Raw genomic sequence first — 24615 nt, forward strand, 5'->3', positions numbered from 1 at the left:
TTGTGTCGAAAGTGAGGTAAGTGATTTAAACTTCCTAGTAAAAATACATATCAAAAACAAAAAAGGTGGGCATGTAAGCCCACCATAACACCCAAAGTCGTTGGAGTTGCAGCATCGCTGCCGCTGCAAGTTCAAAGGGCAGAAGTGCTATCTAAAATTCAAACTGATAAGTAGTTTGATGCTGATAGCAATCCCCAGAGATCAACACCCCATTGTTGAGTCCCCATTCTGGTTTGTTTGGCCCGTCTGGAAAGTATTGTGTTTCCAATGCTAGGCCGTCATAGCGTTCGTAAGTTTTACTTGCACCTGGCGTACCGGCTAAGAAATTCCCTGAATAGAACTGGATGGCAGGTTTGGTGGTTTTCACCTTCATCACCACATCTTCTTTTGGTGCAATTAAAACCGCAGCGACAGACACGCCATCGGTCACTTCAGGCATGAATACAAAGGCGTGATCGTAGCCACCAGCAGTTTTCTGATCTTGCTCGGCAAGAAATTCTTGGCCAATCAATTTTGGCTCGGTGAAGTCGAAACTGGTGCCCGAAACTGGCTTTTGTTCACCGGTAGGAATTAACCCCGCATCCGTTGGCAAGTAATGCCCAGCATTGAGCTGTAAAGTATGATCCAAACTTTTCGCGCGGCTCGCCTCACCAGCCAAGTTAAAGTAAGCGTGATTGGTTAAATTCACTGGCGATGTTTTGTCGGTCTTAGCATCATAGGCGATAGCTAGTTCATTCTCGTCAGTGAGCGTGTACGTCACCTTCACATCGAGGTTTCCCGGATAGCCTTGGTCACCGTCCGGGGAGCGAAGTGAAAAAGTGACCTGTTGATCATTTTGCTCTTCAACCTTCCAGCGGCGTTTATCAAACCCTTCTAGGCCACCGTGCAGTGAGTTTTCACCGTTATTGATACCAAGTTGATACTTCTCTCCGTCTATCTCAAACTGCCCTTTCGCAATTCGGTTAGCAAAGCGGCCAACAATGGAACCGAAGTAAGCGTCTTGCTTCATGTGTTCAGCCATATTTGGTGAGCGCAACAATAATTCGCGGTTTTCACCATTTACCGGTAATGTGCAACTCAACCACGTCGCACCGATATCCATAAACGACGCCGTCATACCATTCGCGTTGGTCAAATGAATCAGATTCACAGTTTGGCCATCAAACGACGGCGTTTGCGCCATCGCTTGTTCTAGTTGTTGAAAATAGGCTTTCATCATCATTCCTTACAGCACTTCAACCAAGCCCGCACCATTTTTGGCTTGGCAAACATAAATCGACTCTTTTAAGCCCGTTGCCGCTTGGTACTTCGCTTCAACTGCCGCTTTCACGTCATCAACCAGTGCTGGCGGTACAAGTGCCACGATGCAGCCACCAAAGCCACCGCCAGTCATGCGCACGCCGCCTTGATCGCCGATCACCTCTTTGACTATCTCCACCAGCGTATCGATTTCTTTTACCGTGATTTCGAAATCATCGCGCATCGAGGCATGAGACTCGGCCATCAGCTCACCCATGCGCTTCATGTCGTGTGCTCGTAGCGCTTGCGCCGCTTCCACCGTACGACCGTTTTCTGTGATGACGTGACGGGCACGTTTTGCCACCATTTCATCCAGCTCAGCAACTTTCTCGTTGAACTGCTCAATCGTCACATCACGCAAGGCTTTCACACCGAAAATGCGCGCCGCTTCTTCACATTGCTGACGACGAGTGTTGTATTCACTGTCGACCAAACCACGTTTTTTATTCGAGTTGATGATCACGACGGCCATCTCTTCTGGCATGGAAACCGATTCCGTTTCTAGGCTACGGCAGTCCAATAGCATCGCGTGATTTTCATGCCCTTCCGCTGAAATCATTTGGTCCATGATGCCGCAGTTACAACCGACGAATTCGTTCTCAGCTTGCTGACCGTTTAACGCGATTTCGGCTTGGCTGATCTCAAGGTTGAACAACACTTTAAACGTTTGACCGATCACTACTTCCAATGCCGCCGATGAGCTCAAACCCGCGCCTTGAGGCACGTTGCCGCTGACTGAAATATCCGCCCCAGTAAACTGGTAGCCACGCGCCAGAAGACACTTCACCACGCCGCGAATGTAGTTCGCCCACATTTTGTCTTGCTGGAAGGTAATGGCTTGCGTGATATCGAATTCGTCGACTACGTTACCGTAATCGACCGACACCACACGCACGATATTATCTTCACGCTTTGCCGCCGCCACGACCGTTTGGTAGTTAATGGCACACGGTAGGACAAAACCATCGTTGTAATCAGTGTGCTCACCAATCAAGTTCACACGACCAGGCGCTTGGATAATATGGCTAGGTGCGTAGCCCAACACTTGCTCAAATGACGCTTTCACATTTTGGATAAGTTCAGACATAGGGACGTTCTCTTAAAATAGTAATTTGTGTGGGATAGCGCGTTGAGCCTAACTTTCTATCTGTAAAGTCGCGCTATCCCGTTATTCGTAGTCAGTCCAATTTAAAGACTTAGCATTCTTTGTAGTGGACATCACTCACATCACGCAGACGCTGTGCCGCTTGCTCTGCGGTGAGGTCACGTTGGCTTTCAGCCAGCATTTCGTAGCCCACCATGAACTTACGAACCGTGGCACTGCGCAGTAGTGGCGGATAAAAAAGTGCATGAAGTTGCCAATGGTCGATGTCTGTACCTTGGTCAAAAAACGGTGCGTAGTGCCAGCCCATTGAGTAAGGGAAAGAGCATTGGAATAAATTGTCGTAACGGCTGGTCAGCTTCTTAATCGCTAGCGCTAAATCGTCTCGTTGCTTATCGCTGAGTTCGCTCATGCGACGAATGTGCGTTTTCGGCAACAACATGGTTTCGAACGGCCAAGCTGCCCAGTAAGGCACCACCGCCAGCCAGTGTTCGGTTTCCACCACAATGCGTGAACCGTCTTTGAGTTCCGCTTGTACGTAATCCACCAGCAAGTTGCTGCCGTGTTCTTGGTAGTAGGCTTTTAGGTTGTGCTCTTTGCGCTCGATCTCATTTGGTAAGAAGCTGTTCGCCCAGATTTGACCGTGTGGATGAGGCTGAGAACAGCCCATGGTTTCGCCTTTGTTTTCGAACGCCTGAACCCAAACGTACTCTTTGCCTAGCTCTTCAATTTGTTCGTTCCATGTATCAATCACGCCACGAATTTTATCCACTGGCAGCTCCGGTAAGGTTTTGCTGTGATCTGGCGAGAAGCAAATCACTCGGCTCAAACCACGCACGCCTTGCGTTTTGAATAGCGGGTTGTTTGACTCTGGTGCATCTGGTGAATCCACCATCAGCGCAGCAAAATCGTTATTGAACACATAGGTGCCTTGGTAGTCTGGATTGACATCGCCAGAGATACGTTCGTTGGTTGGACAAAGGAAACATTTACCGTCATAGCTTGGTAGCTCATCCAACGCGGGCTTTTCATCTGCGCCACTCCAAGGGCGTTTAGCACGGTGAGGTGAAACCAAAATCCATTGCCCAGTCAGAGGGTTGTAACGGCGGTGTGGATGATCCACTGGGTTAAATTCGACATTCGACATGTTACTTACTCAACTTTTAAGAATTCTTTCATCTGCATTTCTCAATGAAATTGGAAAGTGCAGACAACAATGCGGCGACGTAAACTACGCAGGGGAATAGCCTTTGGGATTTTTTGACTGCCAGTTCCACGTATCGGCGGTCATTTCAGCCACCGTGCGTGTTGCCTTCCAGCCTAGTTCACGCTCAGCTTTTTCCGTGCTTGCCCAACATTCAGCAATATCCCCAGGACGACGCGGGCATAACTCGTAAGGCACAGGTTTACCGCAAGCCGCCGCGAACGCATCCACCATCTCAAGTACGCTCGAGCCTTTACCTGTACCTAAGTTGTAAATGTGCAAACCCGATTTCTCACCCACCGATTTCAATGCGGCGATGTGGCCGTCGGCCAGATCCATCACATGGATGTAATCACGTACGCCAGTGCCGTCAGGGGTTGGATAGTCGTTACCAAATACCGCGAGTTTTTCTCGGCGACCAACTGCGACTTGAGCGATAAATGGCATCAGGTTATTGGGCATACCTTGTGGGTCTTCCCCCATACTGCCAGATGGGTGCGCGCCAACTGGGTTGAAGTAACGCAGTAATGTGATGCTCCAGTCGTTTTCAGCATGGAACAGATCGCTTAAGCACTGCTCCACCATATATTTGCTGCGTCCGTATGGATTGGTGGTTGCGCCTGTTGGTGAGTCTTCCGTAATCGGCACTATTTCAGGGTCACCGTAAACCGTTGCCGATGAACTGAATACGATGCTTTTCACGCCCGCTTTACGCATACTGCGCGCTAACACCAATGAGCCATTGACGTTGTTGTCGTAGTACTCAAGTGGTTTTGCCATCGATTCGCCAACCGCTTTGAGGCCAGCAAAGTGGATCACGGCTTGGATGTCGTGCTGCGCGAACACCGTATCCAAAAATGCTTCGTCACGGATGTCACCTTGGTGGAACGCAGGCTGCTTGCCTGTCAGCGCTTCAATACGGTTTAACACTTCCAGTTTGGCGTTACACAAGTTGTCGACGATGATAGGTTCTATTCCCGCTTCAATCATCTGAACGCAAGTGTGACTACCGATATATCCCATACCGCCTGTGACAAGAACTTTCACTTTTGCTTCTCCACGTTTGCTGCTTTCTGTTCATACCTCACTCTGATGCGCTAAAAGCCAATCGCTATTGCATCGAATCAGTACGCCCATTTCTTAACTGGCTAAAAGTCTAGCAACCAATCTCGATCCAGATCCGTGATCGAATTCAAATTGTGTAAACGTTTCCACAAAATTACACAAAAGCCTTATTTTAGATGCTGACTTTAGTTAAATTAAACCAGGAAGATGATGAGCAGTGAAGATGAGTCGAGCAGATACCACTCTCTTTCGTGGATCGCACGATTTTACTAAAAGTTTGTGCATCCCTAAGTAGCTGTTTACAATAGCCAGATTATTGAGTTCTCACTTGGACTGTGAGCAATGCCAACGGGAAATGTACATGGCAACACTAAAAGATATCGCCACTGAAGCGGGCGTCTCACTTGCAACTGTATCGCGAGTTTTGAATGACGATCCGACGTTGAGCGTTAAAGAAGAAACCAAACGCCGCATTTTAGAAATCGCAGAAAAGCTGGAGTACCGCACCAGCAGCTCGAAGAAAGCCACCAAAGAAGCCAAGCAAAAACATCACTTTTTGGCCTTGTACAATTACAAACAAGAAGCAGAAGTGAACGACCCGTACTACTTGTCGATTCGTCATGGGATTGAAACTCAGTGCGACAAACTCGGCATTACGCTAACCAATTGCTACAACAGCGAAGTTGATGTTGAAACGCAAAAGATCACGGGTGTCCTTTTAGTCGGGAAAGTCGACCAAAAGGTGGTCAATAAGTTACCTAAACGCCTAGCCGATAGCATCTGTTACATCGACTTTTCAGATCCAACTAGCCCTTACGATTGCGTTGATATCGACCTTGTAAGAATCAGCAAGCAAGTGGTTGATTTCTTTGTACAACAAGGCTACGAACGCATCGGCTTTATTGGTGGACAAGACGAGCCCAACACCGCAGACATTCGTGAAAATGCGTTTGTGGACTACGGCAGTCTAAAAGGTGTGGTTTCTGAAGACGACATTTATCGTGGCGATTTCTCTAGCTTGTCCGGTTATGACTTAGCGAAAGAGATGCTGGCCAAAGGCGATTTCCCAAAAGCGATGTTCATTGCTTCGGACTCCATTGCGATTGGTGTGTTACGAGCAGTGCATGAGTTTGGTTTAAACATTCCTGATGATATTGCGCTGATCAGCGTGAACGACATTCCTACCGCGCGCTTTACCTTCCCACCTCTATCTACCGTTCGTATTCATTCTGAAATGATGGGGATTCAAGGCGTGAACTTGTTAGTAGAAAAATACCGTGACGGACGCGCACTGCCCCTTCAAGTGTACGTTCCAAGTAAGCTCAAACTACGCGGCACAACTCGATAAAAACACCCGCAAAACTGTTCAAATAAAGCACTGAATTTTCAGTGCTTTTTTGTTTCTTCTTTTATTTTCTATCGAGTTTTTACTGTTTTTACTTTCCAAAACAATCTAGATCTCATTCCTTTACGCTGATCACATCTTGCTCAACATTGGTCATTTAAAACGTGACCAAGTTAAAGTAAAACGTTTTCACCAATTTATTTTAGTAAAACTTTTACTAATATCTTTCTCAGATTATTCATAAGCATTTTTCACAATACATCGGCCGTTGTTTTTGCACTGATGTTGAGCCGCGATGAAACCAATCCGCACTCCAACATAAGCGCACCAAGCCGAGGGGAGATCAAAACGTGAACAATTGGGAAAACTTCCAACACTTACACGAGAATCGTATGGCACCGCGTGCGTACTTTTTCTCCTACGACTCTGTTCAGAGCGCACAAACCTTTCAACGTGAACTGAGTCGCCGCTTTATGTTGCTCAGCGGCCAATGGAGATTCCGTTATTTCACCAACCCAATGTTGGTACCTGATGAGTTTTACTCACAAACAATGAACGACTGGGGACACATTACCGTCCCAAACATGTGGCAAATGGAAGGCCACGGCGATCTGCAATACACCGATGAAGGCTTCCCATTCCCGATCGACGTCCCGTTTGTACCAACCGACAACCCAACGGGCGCTTATCAACGCACATTTACACTTGGTCCACAGTGGGATAACCAACAAACCATCATCAAGTTCGACGGCGTGGAAACCTACTTTGAAGTGTACATAAACGGCGAGTACGTCGGCTTTAGTAAAGGCAGCCGACTCACAGCGGAATTCGACATTTCCAAGTTCGTCCAACAAGGCGAAAACTTACTCTCTGTACGCGTGATGCAGTGGGCCGATTCCACTTACATTGAAGACCAAGACATGTGGTGGACGGCGGGGATCTTCCGCGATGTTTACCTTGTGGGCAAAGAGCAGGTTCACGTCCAAGATCTCACCATTCGCACCGATTTCGCCAACGATTACCAAAGTGCGACGCTCAGTGCTCAAATCGAATTGGAAAACCTTTCCGCCGCTATCGCGTCTGGCTATACGCTGGAATACGCGCTGCATGACAAAGGTACTGTCGTAGCCAGTGGTCAATGCGATTCACTGACTATCCAAAACCACCACTCAACAAGCTTTGCGATTGATATGGTGAATCCAACGCATTGGACAGCTGAAAATCCTTACCTTTACCACTTGTTCATCACCTTAAAAGATCACCAAGGCAACGTAGTGGAAGTGATCCCACAACGCGTGGGTTTCCGTGATATCAAGGTGCGTGATGGCCTGTTTTACATCAACAATCAATACGTGATGCTGCATGGTGTCAACCGTCATGACAACGACCACCTAAAAGGTCGCGCAGTGGGCATGGACCGAGTGGAAAAAGATCTGATTTTGATGAAGCAACACAGCATCAACTCAGTTCGCACCGCACACTACCCGAACGACCCACGCTTCTACGAGTTGTGTGATATTTACGGCCTGTTTGTGATGGCAGAAACCGATGTGGAAACCCACGGCTTTGCCAACGTTGGCGACCTGAGCCGTATCACCAATGATCCAGCATGGGAAGCGGTGTTTGTTGATCGCGCAGTGCGCCATGTGCACGCACAGAAAAACCACCCATCGATCATCATGTGGTCACTCGGTAACGAATCGGGTTATGGCTGTAACATCCGAGCGATGTATACCGCGACCAAAGCAATTGATAACACCCGTTTAGTTCACTACGAAGAAGACCGCGACGCTGAAGTCGTCGATGTGATTTCCACTATGTACTCGCGCGCACAACTGATGAATTACTTTGGCGAGCACCCACACGAGAAGCCACGCATCATCTGCGAATACGCCCACGCGATGGGTAACGGACCGGGTGGTTTAACCGAATATCAAAATGTGTTCTATGCGCACGACCACATTCAAGGTCACTACGTTTGGGAATGGTGTGATCACGGCATTCTAGCGCGTGATGAACACGGCCAAGAGTTCTACAAATACGGCGGCGATTACGGTGACTACCCAAACAACTACAACTTCTGTATGGATGGTTTGATTTACCCAGATCAAACCCCGGGCCCAGGTCTCAAAGAATACAAACAAGTCATTGCACCGGTGAAAATCCGCGCCGTCGAAGGTTGCCATGATCGCTTCATCGTTGAGAACAAATTGTGGTTCACCAACCTCGATGATTACACCATTACTGCTGACGTGCGTGCCGAAGGTGAAACCCTGCGTAGCGTGCAATTCAAAGTCGAAGCTTTGGTAGCTAACAGCGAACGTGAAGTGAGCATCGGCTTGCCAGAATTGGATGAGCGCGAAGCCTTTGTTAACTTCACCGTACGCAAAGACAGTCGCACGCTTTACAGCGAAGCCAACCATGAAATTGCGGTGTATCAGTTCCAACTGAAAGAAAACACCGCCACGTTGCCTGCGTTGGTCAACCACAATGTTCAACCATTGGTGCTTGAAGAAAGCCGTCTAGAGCACGTGATCACAGGTCATAACTTCACGCTTACCTTCTCGAAAGTAAACGGCAAGCTGACTTCTTGGCGCGTAAATGACGAAGAGATCATTCAATCTGAGCCGAGACTGAACTTCTTCAAACCGATGATTGATAACCACAAACAAGAGTATGAAGGTTTGTGGCACCCAGCCCATCTGCAAATCATGCAGGAGCACTTCCGTACTCTTGCGGTGGAAGCAACCAATGATTCCGTCTTAATTACGACCACCAGCATCATTGCGCCGCCGGTCTTTGATTTTGGCATGCGTTGTACCTATCGCTATCAAATCAATGCTCAAGGCCATTTGAACGTGGAACTGAGCGGCGAACGTTACGGCGACTACCCTCACGTGATTCCGGTCATTGGCTTGGATTTGGGCATTAACGGCAGCTTTGACCAAGTGAGTTACTACGGTCGTGGCCCAGAAGAAAACTACCAAGACAGTCGCCAAGCTAACCTCATTGATGTTTACCACAGCACCGTAGAAGACATGTTCGAAAACTACCCGTTCCCGCAAAACAACGGCAACCGCCAACACGTGCGCTGGGCCTCACTCACCAACCGTCATGGCACAGGGTTATTGGTGAAACCTCAGCAAGAAATCAACTTCAGCGCGTGGTTCTACACCAACCAAAATCTGCATGAAGCGCAACATACGATCGAGCTAGAAAAGAGTGGCTACATCACCCTTAACCTTGACCATCAAGTGATGGGGTTGGGCTCGAACTCATGGGGCAGCGAAGTGCTCGACTCTTACCGCGTGTACATGGACGAGTTCCGTTACGGTTTGACGCTGATGCCACTGCAAGCAGGCGATTGCAACGCACAAGTGATGGCAAACCATGATTTCGACAACGCGTTTTTCACTCAAACCAATACTCAATCAGTCAACGAGGCGTAACTCATGATCGTGTTAGACAGCTTAGAGCAATTCAAACAGGTATATCGCAACGGTCGTAAATGGAACCGCTGTGTGGAAGCCATTGGCAACATCGGCAACATCAAAGATGGCGTGATGCACTCGATTGGCGATTCACTGGTTTACATGGTTGAAGATGGCATCGCGAAACAAACCGAAATGTTCATCGGTAACCGTCGTTACTTCGATGTGCATTACTACCTCGAAGGCCGAGAAACCGTTGAGTTCGCGGATAAAACCGCGTTGACACTAGAACAAGCTTATCGTGATGAAACCGACCGCGAATTTTTTTCTGGTCAGGGTGAAACACGTGAGCTTTGCGAAGGCCAAGTGGCGATTTTTGAAAACAGTGAAGCGTACCGCTTCCATGGAGACAACCGCGTAAGAAAAGTGGTGCTCAAAGTGACCATCGAAGATGGCTACTTCCTAAATAAATAAAACAAGAGAAGGGCTGTGGTCACAGCATTACAAGCCCTTCCTCCCTACAATTCCAACGTGATTCACCGGAGATAGAACATGTCTGAATCCAAACGTAATACGATAGGCAAATTCGGGTTGTTGTCCCTCACCTTTGCCGCAGTATTTAGCTTTAATAACGTAATCAATAACAATATCGAGATCGGTCTAGCTTCTGCGCCAATGTTCTTTCTGGCGACCATTTTTTATTTCATCCCTTTCTGTTTGATCATCGCAGAATTCGTATCTCTGAATAAAGATTCTGAAGCGGGGGTCTACGCATGGGTAAAAAGCTCACTCGGCGGTCGCTGGGCGTTTATCTCTGCCTACACTTACTGGTTCGTTAACCTATTCTTTTTCACGTCCTTGCTACCGCGCGTTATCGCTTATGCGTCTTACGCGTTCTTGGGCTATGAATACATTCTGACGCCATTCACCACTACCGTGCTCAGTATGATTTTGTTTGCGTTTGCGACCTACGTATCGACAAACGGCGCGAAAATGTTGGGGCCAATTACGTCGGTGACCTCCTCCCTCATGCTGCTACTGACAATGTCGTATATTTTACTGGCCGGCGCTGCGTTGATCGGCGGCGTAGAACCAGCTGACCCAATTACTGTAGAAGCGATGATCCCTGATTTCAGCTGGGCATTTTTAGGCATTACTACATGGATCTTTATGGCGGCAGGCGGTGCGGAATCGGTCGCGGTTTACGTAAACGATGTGAAAGGCGGCTCGAAATCGTTCGTTAAAGTCATCATCATCGCAGGTATCTTTATCGGTGTACTTTACTCAGTCGCGTCTGTGTTGATTAACGTGTTTGTTCCTAGCGAAACCCTAAAATACACGGGTGGCTCGGTACAAGTATTTGAAGGTTTGGCTGCGTACTTTAGTTTGCCAGAAGTATTGATGAACCGCTTTGTAGGCTTGGTATCCTTCACCGCTATGTTTGGGTCTCTACTGATGTGGACAGCAACGCCAGTGAAAATCTTCTTCTCTGAGATTCCAGAAGGCATTTTTGGTAAGAAAACCGTAGAGCTGAACGAAAACGGCGTACCAGCTCGCGCAGCTTGGTATCAGTTCCTTATCGTTATCCCACTGATGATCATCCCAACATTAGGTTCTAACACCGCTCAAGATCTGATGAATACGGTGATCAACATGACCGCAGCCGCTTCGATGCTGCCACCGCTGTTCATCATGCTGGCGTACCTGAATCTGCGCTTGAAACTGGATCACGTCGAGCGTGATTTCAGAATGGGCTCACGCAAAATGGGCATTGCTACCGTATCGGTACTGATCGCTATCTTTACGGTTGGTTTCTTAGCATCGACCTTCCCTACAGGGGCCGACATCATGACCATCATTTTCTACAACGTTGGTGGTATCGTGATTTTCCTTGGCTTTGCTTGGTGGAAGTACAGCCAATACGAGAAATCATTGAATCAGGAAGAGCGTATAAAAGAAGCCGCGCCAGCTTCGCAAGCGGTATAACACAGACTCTCAATGACAAACATTCTGGGCACCCTTTGGTGCCCTTTTTTATATGTGAGAGGTGATGGTCGAAGAAACCAACTCGCGTAGCCAAATGCCTTTGTCTTCATTGTTTCGGCTGGAATGCCACAGCATGGCAATATCAAAATCCGCAACGGCGATCGGCGGCTTAATAGTAATGAGATCGTCCGAAAAGCCCTCCGCCAACGCCATTTTTTCTGGCACGATGGCAATGAGATCGCGCTTTTTCAATAAATGCCGAATAGTGAGAAAGTTGCGCGACGCCACGGTGACCTTACGGCTCAAGCCATGTTCTGCGAGCTTTTGGTCTACTTGTGTCTTTAAGCTCCCATCGGGACTTACCAGAGCTTGCTCTATGTTCGCGAACGCTTCCAGAGACAGCTGTGTTTCCCCTTGCAATACCTGTTTATCACACATACACACATGTTTTTCCGTGTACAAGTACAAGCTCTCAAAGTTGTCATCCAACACTGGCATGCTGCCAATAATGACATCGAGCTTTTCGTGCTCAGTTAATGCCACGTAGTTGCTGCGATTGACGTTAATAAAACTGATCTGGGCCTCTGGTGCGCGCTGGCGTATTTCGTCATAAAGCCGAGGAGCAAAAATAAACTCGGCATAATCCGTTAACCCAATGCGACATATACCCGCGTAATTTTCAGGTTGGAAGGCAGACTTAGTGAGCAAGTCTTTGGCGATAGAGTCCAGCAAATGATGCACGGTTGGCGCGATGTGGTGAGCGTGCTCGGTGGGCTCCATCTTGTGCCCTTTTCGCTCAAAAAGCGGGTCGTCAAACAACAACCTTAAACGAGACAAACTATGACTCATCGCCGACTGGCTAACGTAACTTTTCTCTGCCGCAACGCTAACGCTTCGATAGCGATACAAGTAGGAAAACGTCACCAATAAGTTCAAGTCAATGTTGCGCCACTGAATGTCCTCTTTCACCTCAGCACCCTTATCCCATTTCATTCATAAATGAAATTAAATTTATCAATTTGAGTCATTTTAGAGCATCCGATAAATTAGCAACAATGCTTTTTAGATAAACAGGCTCGACATGTTCACCATCTTCAAAACTTTTTTCTGGCTGGGTTGGTTCAGCTTCGGCGGCCCTGCGGCTCATATCGGTTATTTTCGCCAAACCTTTGTTGAGAAACTGAAATGGCTTGATGACAGCGAGTACGCGCAAATTGTCGCGCTCAGTCAGTTTTTGCCGGGACCCGGCTCAAGCCAAGTCGGCTTTGCATTGGGTTATAAACGCGGCGGTTTAGGTGGCGCATGCGCAGCATTTGTCGGATTCACGCTTCCTTCGGTGATCATCATGTTGTCGCTGGCGATGGTGAGCAGCCAAATCACCGACACCGCAGTGTTCCAAAACATCGTTCACGGCCTAAAACTGCTCGCTGTCGTCGTCGTGGCGGATGCGGCTTGGGGCATGTACAAAAACTTCTGCCAAGGCAAACTGACCGCGGGTTTGTGCGTCGCGACTGCGATTGCGTTGCTGGTGGCACCAAGCATCATGACGCAAATGCTCGTGTTGCTCGCAGCAGGTTTTGTTGGCATGCGATATCTGAAGAAAGACTCCGCGCCATCAGCCGAGCCGTTTAAACCGTCTATCGCACCATTGGCTCTATTTACGGTGCTTTTGCTCGGCTTACCGTTAGTGGCTCATACGTTACCTTTGCTTGGACTGTTTAGTGATTTTTTCCAAGCTGGTAGTTTAGTGTTTGGTGGCGGTCATGTGGTGCTGCCGCTTCTACAAAACATTGTTGGCGACCAGCTCAGCCAAGATGCATTTTTAACAGGCTACGCCGCTGCACAAGCTGTACCGGGGCCAATGTTCACCTTTGCGACTTTTATCGGTTATGAGCTTTCGGATACGCCAATTTTAGGCGCTCTGATCGCAACGCTTGGCGTATTCCTCCCAGGGTTTCTTTTACTGCTTGGCGTTCTTAAGAACTGGCAAGCACTGGCAGGCAAACCGTTGGTCTCTGGTGCCATCAACGGTGTAAACGCCTCGGTAGTAGGATTGTTACTCGCGGCACTTTACCAGCCAGTATTTAGCAGCGCAGTTGTTGCTCCCATCGACATGGCGTTAGTGGTTGCGGGTTGCTATCTACACAAAAAGCTCAACCTTTCGGTGCTGTGGATGATCGTGTTTTTTGTGGCGGCAGGCCTTGTCACGGGCATGATGTAGCCTGCTGATACGCCAACTATTGAATCCAGATAAACCACGGGTACTCAAATACGAGTGCCCGTTTTCTCAACTAAGCTTAATGATATTGGAAGGATAGAGATGATGGATCGTCGATGGAACAAGACAACAATTACCAGATCAACGTAAGTTGGCAGCAAAAAGCAGCGACTTGGCTCCAGTCTATGAAGAACGAGTTATTGATCGATAAGATTTTCTACACCTATTGCTTTATCTCGACTACTGTCATTTATCTTTGTTCTTTATATCTCGATTTCCCTATTGATTACTCTTTTACCACTTACCTTGAAACGCTCATGCAAGCTTTGTATGTCACAGGTTTAAGCTGGTGTATCTATTATTATTTCTATCTCATACTGCGCAAAGAAAAACAGCCAGCAAAGCGCTTCATACGAAAACTGAAGCATCTTATTTTTCCACTGCACCGCCCTGTATCAGTATTTGTTTCGATGATGGCACTTAACCTGATTTTCTCTAACCACACGTTTTTGAAATCGCTTATTCCAATCATCAATCCTTTTAAATGGGATCTAACCTTTGCGAATATTGATACGATGTTGCACTTCGGCGTTGCACCTTGGGAATTGACCCATGCATTATTCTCCAATGCTTGGGCCTCGCTGGTGCTAAACGTTGCCTACAACGCATGGTTTTTTTGTATGTGGGGTATACTCATCTTTTTCCTTATCTACAAAAAATCCCCTTTGGTAAGGCAACAGTTTTTACTCACGTTCGCATTGTCTTGGATGATTCTTGGTGTCTTCTTCGCCACGTTACTTTCTTCAGCAGGTCCTTGCTACGTGGAGCTTATTACTGGAGATGAACAGTTTGTTCCTCTGATGAAAACGCTCGAAGCCCAAAGCCAATACCTTACCAATGTAGACGCTGGGCAATTGTGGGCATTGCCTACACAGCAATATCTTTGGGATGAGTACATCGCGAATACCAATGGTATTGGCTCTGGCATTTCGGCAATGCCGAGCTTGCACGTTTCCATTGCTGTTTTGATGGCGCTATCAATTTATAGACTCAACAAAACCATCGGCTACTTTGCTTACGCTTTCGCAGTCATCATTCAAATCGGTTCGGTACATTTAGCCTGGCATTATGCGATTGATGGTTACCTCGCAACACTCTTAACGGTGATGTTATGGAAGATAGTTGGTTGGGCTTTGCGGCGCTATGCTTCTTACCCAGAAAGAAGCGAATGAACGGCTAATTGAACAAACAATTTTACAACGGCACTACTCCCCCAGGAATGAAAAAGTCCCCAAAAATGAAAAAGCCACTCCATCTTGCTGAGTGACTTTATTTTTAAATAGACTGTGAAGTTATTGGAGAAGCGCGGTAGAGGTATCCCCTCGCTCTCTGACCATTGCTAATGCTCGCTCTAAGTTTTTATTTGCCAGTTCATAGTAGGCCGGATTCTTATCAATGGCCTGTTGTAGATAAGGAATCGCCTCGCCTGGTTTGCCTTGAAGGATCAAGAAGTAACCAACATTATTGAGTGCTTCCGGCTCTGTCATGTGTCGACTAAAAATACTCAGAGCTTGTCGTGGTTGATCTTTTGCCAGTGCAATGAGACCCAAGTTATTGATTCCCTTTTCATCCCCCGGCTTAATGCTCAGCGCAGCTTGAGTAAAGTGCGCCGCTTTTGAATAAGCTTTTTCCATGTAGTAGGAATAGCCTAGGCTGACTAAAGCGTTGACGTTTCTTGAATCAATATCCAACGCTTTTCGAATTAATGCCTGCGCAATATCGTGGTCGCCACGAATGTCGTAAAGCACACCTAGACCAGAGTAAGCAGAAACCGGTGATTTATCATCATAGCGATACGTTGCAACGCTCTCAGCTGTAATATTGTCTTTGGTGATAATAGGATCGCCATCCATACGAATTTGGTCAGCATTCAAAGCGCGGATGTAGTAACTCTTCCCGACGTCCTTTTCGCCACGTTTCGTATACAGAGTGCCAAGTTCTGTGAGGGAACCAATGTGATCAGGGTTCTCTGCTAAAGATGCTCGAAATGATTTATCCGCAAGTTCTGAATTCTCTCTTGCCAAATGGATACGCCCCACGGTGTATAACGTTTTGTCTTTATGGACAGCATTCGGGAAAGAGAGCGAGCGAATGTATTCATACAACGCTAAGTCGACATTTTTATTGCTTAATGCAATATCCCCTCGAGAGATTGCCTCCTCCTCTGTTTTTGGAGGTTCATCATTGGTGAGTGACTCAACGGGCTTACCTGAGTACAGCGTTGAATCGAAGTCTGATGACTGTTCAGTTGTTGAACATGCGGTAAGCACCAACAACGAGATGATGACGTATTTCTTAATCCACATAACGATCCCTATTTTGCTTTTTAATTAGAAAATGCCTCAGCCAATGAAATTAACGCAGGTCCAATAGCCACGATGAAAAAACATGGCCAAATAAACAGCACCATTGGAAACATCATTTTGACTGGGATTTTTGCAGCAATTTCTTCTGCTGCTTGTTGACGCTTATCCCTATAGTCTTCGGTATACTCACGCAAGGAGTTGACTAAGCTCCCACCTATTCGAGAGGCGTGGCTAAGCATGCTCACCAGCCCCATCAATTCTTCTAACCCTGTCCTTAATACTAGCTCTCTTAAGGCTTCAGGCATTGGTTTACCCGCTTTAATTTTATTGCACACCGTGTCTATTTCATCGGCAAGCTCTGGGTGAGAGATAACCAGCTCATCTGCAACGCGACGCAAAGCCGCATTAAAGCCAAGCCCTGATTCGGTACAAACCACCAGCAAATCGAGCATGTCGGGCACACCTGCACGAATCGCTTGCTGACGCTTGTTGACCATTCGGCGCAAAATAAAATCAGGAATCAGAAGCCCAATAAATACGGATAACGCCATGTAGGTGTACAGATATTTAGATTCCGGAATCGAGAAATACACCAGTGCCGCCACCATCACACCTAGTATTGTTGTGACCGATTTAATGGCATAAAACATCGACAATGCATTGCTTTCATGAAACCCAGCATGCATCAGTTTATTGCGTGTCGTTTGGCGCTCTTTTTCACTGGTTGGCGAAGTTAAAGGCGCTAACGACTCCAATGTGTCAGCCATTTTTTTGTTGTGGTGAGAGACTTCCTTTTTATCACCAGACAGTTCGGCTAACTTTCTTTTAATTGGCGAGTTGACCCCGATAATTATCGAGCCCAGCGTCATCACCACTAACACGGTGGTGATGAGGATCAACCCCATGAGTAACGTCTCTTGGCCGACAGCAAAACCGTTTAACCATCCTTGAATGCTTTCCATAGCTACACCTCAATATTGACGATTTTACGAATCCACAGCGTGCCGATAAATAAGGCCACCATCCCACCAATCACCATTTTGATCCCCATTGGGTGCGTATGAAGCAGCTCAATATACTCAGGCCGAACGAGTGAAATGATGACGTACAACCCAAAAGGCGCTAATACTAATACCCATGCCGACATTCGAGATTCCGCAGAAATAGTTTTGATTTTTCGAGCGAGTTTGAAACGAGCACGTAGGATATGAGAGAGCTTTTCAATGTTTTCGACTAAGTTACCACCCGTTTCTTTTTGCAGTAACACCGCACTCGAGAAAGCAAGCATGGATACCGTAGGGGTTCTTTCCGACATTTGCATAATCGCCAAGCGGAGGTCATAACCATAGTTGAGTAAGTTAAAGGTATTCATGAACTCAGGGCCAAGCGGCGCACTGACCTCTCTGCCTACTTCCCCAAACGCTTGTGTAATTGGCTGACCGGCCTGTAGTACTCGCTTAATGATATCGAGCGCCTCTGGTAGTTGCTCTTCGAACTTCATTAAACGATCTGCAATTCTTTTCTGTAGGTAGAAGTAAACCGACACCCAACAAGCGACAGCAACACCGGCACAGAGGTACCAAACTTGCCCGAATAAGAACAGAAATAGCCCAACCGCAACCCCACCGAGGAAGGTGAGAAAAATAAACCGACTGAACCCCATGTGTATCCCAGCCAATTCCAACTTCTTCTTAAAGTTATCGAATAGGCTGAACCTCACAAGCCATCGCTCTAATGGAGAAAGGTTTTTGAGCGAGTTTTCCCTTAGTAGGGAAATACTCTCTTGATCGATGTGTTTATGACTTTCGTGTATCCGCTTAATTAACTGCTTATGCTTAACCTTTTTACCCGCAGAAGGCAGAATTAACGCCTGGCTAATAAAGAATACGGACAAAAAAAGCAGCACAAGAAAAAGGGGGAATTGACTATCCATAGCAATCTCCTAACGGGCTTTTTCATTGAATATTTCAAATGGTACGTCTAAGCCTCGTTTTACTAATTGGTCATGACAGCTTGGTACAATCCCTGTTGCCATGTAATCACCTAACACATTGCCTTCTTGATCGACCCCTCTTCTTTGGAAGGTGAAGATCTCCGACATGGTGATAACGTCGCCTTCCATGCCATTGATTTCTTGTACGCTGACCATGCGGCGTTTACCATCTTCTTGGCGATCCATTTGCACGACAATATTGATAGCGGAGGCAATCTGCGCTCTCAAGTTTTTGGTCGACACGTTCCAACCCGCCATCGAGAACATATTCTCAATACGGCTCAACGCATCCCTTGGTGTGTTCGCGTGAATGGTGGCCAGAGACCCATCATGACCCGTGTTCATTGCCGATAACATATCCACCGCTTCTGAGCCACGAACCTCACCAACCACTATCCGGTCAGGACGCATACGTAGCGAGTTTTTCACTAAATCGCGCTGAGATATTTCGCCTTTACCCTCGATGTTAGAAGGACGTGTTTCTAAGCGAATAATATGTGGTTGTTGGAGTTGTAACTCTGCCGAATCCTCAATGGTCACAATACGTTGATCACTTGGAATGAAGCCCGACAAAATATTCAGCGTGGTTGTTTTACCAGAGCCTGTACCACCAGATATCAGGATATTCATTTCCCCCACAACCGCAGCATTGAGAAACTTCGCCATCTCTGGAGATAACGAACCAAGCTCTAATAGGTTATCCATATTCAAACGTTCAACCGCAAAACGTCGAATAGAAACGGAAGGGCCATCAATGGCAAGAGGAGGAATAATCGCATTGAAACGCGAACCGTCTTTGAGTCGAGCATCCACCATTGGTGATGCTTCATCGATTCTTCGTCCAACCTGGCTAACAATGCGATCAATGATGTTGCGCAGATGGCGCTCATCTAAGAAGGTATGTGGCGTTTTCTCGAGCTTACCAAAACGTTCGACAAAGATATTTTTCGGACCATTGACCAAGATATCTGAGATCGTTGGGTCTTCAAGCAGCGGTTCCAGCGGCCCTAGACCAAACACTTCATCTTCAATTTGATGTATCACGCGATTGCGAGCTTCAGAGCTCAACGGGTGTGTTTGATCTTCAGCAATGAGCTGAACGACCGCTTCGCGTAACTCCTCTTTCGCGCGATCTTCTTGCAAGTGCGATAGAAGCCCGAGATCCAAGGTATCCAGTAGCTTTTTGTGATAGTAGTGTTTGATCGAGAGATCTTGTTCTAGCTGTTTTTTCTGCTCCTCGATCGCTTTCATCTTGGCTTCAACAGGCGATAAAGCCCTTTGCTCATCTGACGTATCTTCGTCAGATTTTGCCAACTCGACATTCACAACTTTGGATTCTTTTGTTTCATCTACGGAATTGAAAGAACTCCCGACGCCTTTCCGTTTGAAAAACATAACTCCCCCCTTACTAAGAAAATAGTTTTTTGATCCAACTTTGATTCTCTTTGGTCGGACTTTCTAATAAGTGCGATATTTCAGCCAAAGAGGCTTTCAGCGCACTATTTTTCTTAGATTGAACAATTGGGTTACCCAAATTAGCGCTCTCGATAGCAATAGCAAAATTATTAGGTACTAAATGTATCGCATGTCCACTAACTGCATTTTCAATGTCTTTCAAAGATATTGTTGATTTCTTTTCAAAACGATTAACAATCAGTTCAACCTGATGACTACTTAAACCATAGTCTAATTCTAAAGAACGTATGTAGCTGACAGCATGCTTAACCGAAGTAACATTCTGCTGCATAATTAAAAAGATATGCGTAGCCGGAGAAACAATTTGTTGATAAACATGCTCAACACCATGAGACAAATCCACAATAATATGTGAGTAAAACTGTCTCAGAATAGGTAATAACTTACTGACTTGAACTGCGTGTTTATGATTATCCTTGGTATCATTTTGGTTAAAACATAAATAATTCAAACCTGAAGGATGTTGATATACGAGACCTTCTAGTGATAACTCATCCAAATCATTAACAGAATCAATCACATCATTAATGTTGTATTTTGGCTTACAGTTTAAATAATCGGCCGCATCACTAAACTGCATATCTAAGTCAATGAGCAATACTTTACTCTTCGCGTAACTTGACAGTTCTATCGCGGTGTTGATCGCCAGTGTTGTTGCACCCGAACCACCTTTTGTATTGATAAATAAAGTTAAATCGCCCATTTGTTTATTGGCAATCTTTTCATCCGCGGTCGATTTTAATAGCGGATAAAGCTCACCAAGATCAACAGAACGCGACAAATAGTCTGTTGCCCCAAGCCTCAATGCCATTTTGAGAGATGCAGTATCGTTTTCATCACCAAATACAATCAAAGCGGTGTGATTATGCTGTAAGCTACTGTCACTAGAGTACACATGAGCCACTTTCTGCGCCCAACTTTCACCGGTTTCAATATAAATAAGATCGGGAATTTGCTTATTTTTAACAAAGTCTAAATTAAAAGACTCTAGCTCTATCCAATCAATATTTAGATTGACACATCCAGATAATTCATCAGCAATATGAATTTTAAAGTTTGACGTAGAATAAACTATCCAAACAATCAAGTTAGTTTTTAAACTTTTATATGTTTCTTCATTTATTTTAACTGGTTTCAACATAAAGCTACTCCATTAGCAATCCGTAATGACATTGGTCCCTTCGGGTCTAAGTATTCCTAAACTCTCTGCAGGCAATATAGTTTCAAAAGCTGGAGTACTCCCTACTGCATTAATTAAAGCAGCTAAAACAAAAAACTGAAAAGTATAATTCACCGCTCTTGCTCGAACATATTTAATTTGAGAAAACTGCGCATTTAATACGTCATTAGACGCTGGAGGGGTAGAAAGAAAGCCTGATACGTCAACACTTGCACCAGCTTCATCAAGATAATCTATCTGTAAATTACTCGCAGAAAAGCCTGATGGATAGAGATCTGATACAGCTGGTAAGTTAGGAATGTCATCCCTATCAGCGATATAGCACACGGTAGCAAGCCTCGCAGCTCTTCGTGTTACCTCATTGACCATTTGCACCGAAAAGAAATAGATCGCAAACTCGATGATCAAAAACAGGACTAATATAACGGCCAAAGCGATTACCGAGAACTCAAGCTGCGTCACTCCTTTTTGTTTCGTTATCAATCGTTTCATGGGCCTGTCCTCATAGACGTGGTCGCCCCAATGCTAAATTGCAAAGAAGTGCTCGAAAAAGGTAAGGTCGAGAATATCGGCACGTAATTGTAAGTCGCCGATAGAGTGACCACCTTATTGGTACTCGTTGGTTGGGTAATGACAATATCATCCACACTGATATGGTCTATCACAGGTGTAGTAGAGGCAATTGGGCTTCCATACACAACGACATTCTTGATACTGGTTTCGTCAGCAATTGACTCAAAGTTCAACGTGCCGTACGTATCAACGACGGCATACCTTGCCCCATTCTGCAGCGCTTTATTGACCTCGGTATACTGAATAAAAGCTCGGCTCACATCGATCACTAAAACGGTTAGCATCAATAGCACTGGCAAGGCGAGAATAAACTCTATGATTGCCAGCCCTTGTTGACTGCAAATATTTGGCCTTTGATGCTTTCTATTTGAATACAACATATCAAGAGGCCCCGCTAAACGGATCTTTGTATAGCTGGATACGGTAGAAGCCTTTATCTGTCGGATCCGTGCCAGTCGAACCGTTATTAATTAAACAATCATAAAGAAATTGCCCAAACACTGATGATTGACCTGAGTTACTGACTTTTTGTAATAAAAAGAAGCAACCAAAGCCCAAAACATCAAAATCAGACTTACCTGTCGAGGCCGTACAATCTACGATAGGGATACGCAAAATACGGCGTCCGTTCAGACCACCATCACCGGTATAACTATTGCCATCACAAGCACCACCGCTTTCACAAGAGCTTAGCTCCTGACGATAGTTGGCGTAATACAGATCGCCTGCGTACTCCGCATCGGTCTCAGCCAAAACATCGGGCTCTCTCACGTATTTGTCTGGTAAAACCGTTCCGTCATTTTTAATCGGTCCCGAAAAGTCGTTGAGCCTCACATTCAGTCCCTGTGCAACTGGACCTGCACTATTACCAGGTTTAGTTGTAACGGTATCGCCAATTGATGCGCAACCGTTGTAAGCCCCAGACAATGCATCACGAACCAAGGCCGCACCACTATTACCCGTTCCTTGTCCAAAATCGAGCAACTGAAAGTTCCCGGGTCCCATATCGGTGTTATTCTGATCCCCGACTTTCAGCTCATGCACTAGAGAAGGATCCATATCTACATTAGGGTCATAACCCGGCGGACGATACCCCCATGCATCACTCACATCACCGGCAGGGTCACCACACATGGCGATTGGCGTTAAATTACACGTATATGCAATCGCCGCACTTCGCCCCGCAACCGCACTCGCAGAGACCTCTTTATTAATCCCAAACAAACCACTCAAATACTGCGTTAGGCTAATATCGGTGACCGCTACGCGGACATAAATATCGTACTCCCCCAATGGCGGTGTAAAACTTGCTGCAGTTACAAACGTCTGCATATCATGCGAGAATGTCACCGCTGTATTACTGTCACTAAACGTCAGCTCAGAATTTCCAGGCTCGGTTGATATTCCACTAAGCGTTGTTCTCACTGCGGTTTCAGCCTGATTCACATCCTCTGTCTTATCGGCAACGACAGCACCTGCAAGGGCCGCAGTATCGACCGCATTCTGTAAACGTGTTTTATTAAGAACTTGGTGATTTAAATCAATACCAAACGCCGCAACGCCTAGCAGAATCAACAAAACCAAGCTTATCAACACTAAGGTAATCCCTTTCTGGGTTCGCCTTGGTGCTATATGCATATTCCTTCGCATAGCCCCTCCTAAGTGAACACATCACTTACTCATCTTTGGCTACCCCGTTGTTGTTATATACCTCTAAGCTAACTTGTGTACGCTCACCACTACCTTCCGGTAAATAACCCAAATTCTCATACCACGCTTCTGGATTAAGAGTTTGTTCAGCGCGCAACTGGCTAACCGAGATACCAAGCTCGGGGTCATTCGCACAGCCAAACAAGCCGAATGATGTGAAACAAATGGTCATTATCATTATGCTTTTCATCTTGCTCTCCCACTTATAGACTGTGCCCAAACTTGCCCTCAGAGCCACCTTCTGACGAACCGTATTGAATAAAGTTGTTGTTAGTATCTTCTTCGCTGATGTCGTTTAGCTGGTATCTATCAAAATCCAACTCAGCACCTTTACCAAGCAAATAGAACTCCACATCGTTCGGAGCCACAAAGCCATCCGTTGGCAGTGTGATTCGACGTCGATCGATTGGGGTTGCTAATCGAGGGGTGACCAGAATGACAAGTTCTGTTTCCCCTGAGGTAAACTCTTCACTCTTGAACAAGCGTCCCAATACAGGTAAATCACTCGCTCCAGGTATGCCATCCGCGACATTACGTGCGTTTTCACTCAATAAGCCTGCAATACCAATAGTTTGGCCATCAGCCAGCTCAATCGTGGTGCCAGCACTTCGTTTAGTGATTGGCGGAATAAAGAACGTCGCATTCACTTCGTTTGGATTAAACGTCAGCACACCTGAGTTGGAGATTTCACTCACATTGACGTTCAATTTGAGGTTGATTCTCTTATCACTCAAAATAAACGGAACGAAGTCGAGTTGAACACCGTACTCTTTATAATCGATGGTAATACCATCTTCATTTGGTACTGGAATTGGGAATTCACCACCAGCGACAAACTCGGCTTGCGTACCACTTAATGCGGTAAGGCTAGGCTCTGCCAACACTTTCGCCACACCATTTTGTTTCGCCACATCAAGTGCGAAGGTAAACAAGGTATTGCTGTCGATAAACGACCCAAGAAAACCGAAATCTTCGACTGTTGGGACGTTCAAAATCGGTCCAATGCCATCAATACCGCCACCAGCAGTCGTACCACCCCAGGTAAAGTCTCCACTTCTTTGGAAAAAGTGGAAGTTTGAATCAAAGCGTCTTACTAGTGTGCGCTGCACTTCGGCAACGGTCACTTCTAACGTCACCTGTTGAGCCCCGCCAATAGAAAGTAGGTTGATCACCATGCTGTCATCATCTTTAGAGTTTTCATCTTCTTCATCTGCCGCTTCACCCAAAGCGAAGGTTTCAGCAATTTTGACCGCAGTGTCCATGTTTTGCTGACTGCTGACCAAGCCTCTAAGTACCACTTTTTCTTGCGCACTGTGCACTTCGATATTTTCATCCGGCAAGAACTGATAAAGCTTCGATTTAAGCGTGTTTAGATCATGCGTAACTTCCACGTTAAATTGCTCAATTAACCGGCCTCGGCGATCCCACACCGACACATTCGTGGTCCCTAACTTCTTACCAATAAGAAACAGCTCGTTCGATCTGAGCACTAAAATATCCAAGACTTCTGGATCCCCTAACGTCACTTTCTTCGCTTTACCGGATATCATCAATTGGGTTGATTGGTGATGCGCAACGGTCACGACTTTTCCTGACTGCACCGTGGCTGCGTTAACAGACAAGCTGACAAAAAGTAACTGGCTAACGAGTAATATTATTGTTTTCAT

At 46.2% G+C, this 24615-nt stretch carries 21 protein-coding genes; 6 read left to right on the forward strand and 15 right to left on the reverse strand.

Going from position 1 to position 24615, the window contains the following annotated elements:
- Positions 1-151: 151 nt before the first annotated feature.
- The 4 genes from galM to galE form a co-directional block, all read right to left on the reverse strand.
- Positions 152-1216 (reverse strand): galactose-1-epimerase, encoded by a 1065-nt coding sequence (galM, locus tag FKN16_RS17645; protein WP_170903252.1) that lies wholly within the window; start codon positions 1214-1216, stop codon positions 152-154.
- Positions 1217-1225: 9 nt separating this feature from the next.
- A complete protein-coding gene (galK, locus tag FKN16_RS17650) occupies positions 1226-2386 on the reverse strand; it encodes a galactokinase (protein ID WP_170903254.1) in 1161 nt (386 codons plus the stop codon).
- A gap of 109 nt (positions 2387-2495) precedes the next feature.
- Entirely contained in the window at positions 2496-3548 is a 1053-nt protein-coding gene (locus tag FKN16_RS17655; protein ID WP_170903256.1) for a UDP-glucose--hexose-1-phosphate uridylyltransferase, read from the reverse strand.
- Positions 3549-3632: 84 nt separating this feature from the next.
- On the reverse strand, positions 3633-4652 hold the full coding sequence (gene galE / locus FKN16_RS17660) for a UDP-glucose 4-epimerase GalE (protein ID WP_170903258.1): 1020 nt from the start codon (positions 4650-4652) through the stop codon (positions 3633-3635).
- A 379-nt stretch (positions 4653-5031) separates the two neighbouring features.
- Here galE and ebgR point away from each other — a divergent pair, with 379 nt between their 5' ends.
- The 4 genes from ebgR to FKN16_RS17680 all read left to right on the forward strand — a co-directional run bounded on the left by ebgR (position 5032) and on the right by FKN16_RS17680 (position 11432).
- On the forward strand, positions 5032-6018 hold the full coding sequence (ebgR, locus tag FKN16_RS17665) for a transcriptional regulator EbgR (RefSeq protein ID WP_025591165.1): 987 nt from the start codon (positions 5032-5034) through the stop codon (positions 6016-6018).
- A gap of 347 nt (positions 6019-6365) precedes the next feature.
- Entirely contained in the window at positions 6366-9464 is a 3099-nt protein-coding gene (ebgA, locus tag FKN16_RS17670; protein ID WP_170903260.1) for a beta-galactosidase subunit alpha, read from the forward strand.
- A gap of 3 nt (positions 9465-9467) precedes the next feature.
- Complete coding sequence (locus tag FKN16_RS17675; protein WP_005484991.1) at positions 9468-9920, forward strand: beta-galactosidase subunit beta; 453 nt, start codon at positions 9468-9470, stop codon at positions 9918-9920.
- Positions 9921-9998: 78 nt separating this feature from the next.
- A complete protein-coding gene (locus tag FKN16_RS17680; protein WP_069484911.1) occupies positions 9999-11432 on the forward strand; it encodes an amino acid permease in 1434 nt (477 codons plus the stop codon).
- Positions 11433-11480: 48 nt separating this feature from the next.
- On the opposite strand, the gene FKN16_RS17685 is transcribed toward FKN16_RS17680, so the two are convergent.
- Positions 11481-12425 carry a LysR family transcriptional regulator gene (locus tag FKN16_RS17685; RefSeq protein WP_170903262.1) on the reverse strand — a complete coding sequence of 315 codons (945 nt, stop codon included), beginning with the start codon at positions 12423-12425 and terminating at the stop codon, positions 11481-11483.
- An 88-nt stretch (positions 12426-12513) separates the two neighbouring features.
- Here FKN16_RS17685 and chrA point away from each other — a divergent pair, with 88 nt between their 5' ends.
- Positions 12514-13653 (forward strand): chromate efflux transporter, encoded by a 1140-nt coding sequence (gene chrA / locus FKN16_RS17690; protein ID WP_170903264.1) that lies wholly within the window; start codon positions 12514-12516, stop codon positions 13651-13653.
- 113 nt (positions 13654-13766) lie between these two features.
- Positions 13767-14882, forward strand: coding sequence for a phosphatase PAP2 family protein (locus FKN16_RS17695; protein WP_170903266.1), 1116 nt, complete (start codon positions 13767-13769; stop codon positions 14880-14882).
- A gap of 120 nt (positions 14883-15002) precedes the next feature.
- Here the strand turns inward: FKN16_RS17695 and FKN16_RS17700 are convergent, their stop codons facing one another.
- Genes FKN16_RS17700 through FKN16_RS17745 form a run of 10 tightly spaced genes read right to left on the reverse strand, consistent with a single transcriptional unit; the run spans position 15003 to position 24615 of the window.
- Positions 15003-16016, reverse strand: coding sequence for a tetratricopeptide repeat protein (locus tag FKN16_RS17700; RefSeq protein WP_006742396.1), 1014 nt, complete (start codon positions 16014-16016; stop codon positions 15003-15005).
- Positions 16017-16036: 20 nt separating this feature from the next.
- Positions 16037-16978 carry a type II secretion system F family protein gene (locus FKN16_RS17705; RefSeq protein ID WP_047008928.1) on the reverse strand — a complete coding sequence of 314 codons (942 nt, stop codon included), beginning with the start codon at positions 16976-16978 and terminating at the stop codon, positions 16037-16039.
- A gap of 2 nt (positions 16979-16980) precedes the next feature.
- Positions 16981-17949, reverse strand: a complete 969-nt coding sequence (locus tag FKN16_RS17710; RefSeq protein WP_006742394.1) for a type II secretion system F family protein — start codon at positions 17947-17949, stop codon at positions 16981-16983.
- A 9-nt stretch (positions 17950-17958) separates the two neighbouring features.
- Positions 17959-19404 carry a CpaF family protein gene (locus FKN16_RS17715; RefSeq protein ID WP_006742393.1) on the reverse strand — a complete coding sequence of 482 codons (1446 nt, stop codon included), beginning with the start codon at positions 19402-19404 and terminating at the stop codon, positions 17959-17961.
- Between the two features lie 13 nt (positions 19405-19417).
- Positions 19418-20626 (reverse strand): AAA family ATPase, encoded by a 1209-nt coding sequence (locus tag FKN16_RS17720; RefSeq protein ID WP_048625931.1) that lies wholly within the window; start codon positions 20624-20626, stop codon positions 19418-19420.
- Positions 20627-20638: 12 nt separating this feature from the next.
- Positions 20639-21157, reverse strand: coding sequence for a TadE family protein (locus FKN16_RS17725; protein WP_041852895.1), 519 nt, complete (start codon positions 21155-21157; stop codon positions 20639-20641).
- Positions 21154-21618, reverse strand: coding sequence for a TadE family protein (locus FKN16_RS17730; RefSeq protein ID WP_012841464.1), 465 nt, complete (start codon positions 21616-21618; stop codon positions 21154-21156). Before FKN16_RS17730 ends, FKN16_RS17725 begins: the two co-directional genes overlap by 4 nt.
- A 1-nt stretch (position 21619) precedes the next feature.
- A complete protein-coding gene (locus tag FKN16_RS17735) occupies positions 21620-22888 on the reverse strand; it encodes a pilus assembly protein TadG-related protein (RefSeq protein ID WP_170903268.1) in 1269 nt (422 codons plus the stop codon).
- A 25-nt stretch (positions 22889-22913) separates the two neighbouring features.
- The gene (locus FKN16_RS17740) at positions 22914-23138 is read right to left on the reverse strand and encodes a hypothetical protein (protein WP_012841463.1); all 225 of its coding nucleotides are present in this window, start codon (positions 23136-23138) and stop codon (positions 22914-22916) included.
- Positions 23139-23151: 13 nt separating this feature from the next.
- Entirely contained in the window at positions 23152-24615 is a 1464-nt protein-coding gene (locus FKN16_RS17745) for a type II and III secretion system protein family protein (RefSeq protein ID WP_046875029.1), read from the reverse strand.

The organism is Vibrio sp. 11-4(1) (assembly GCF_013048625.1).
In the GTDB taxonomy this organism is placed as follows: Bacteria; Pseudomonadota; Gammaproteobacteria; order Enterobacterales; family Vibrionaceae; genus Vibrio; species Vibrio diabolicus.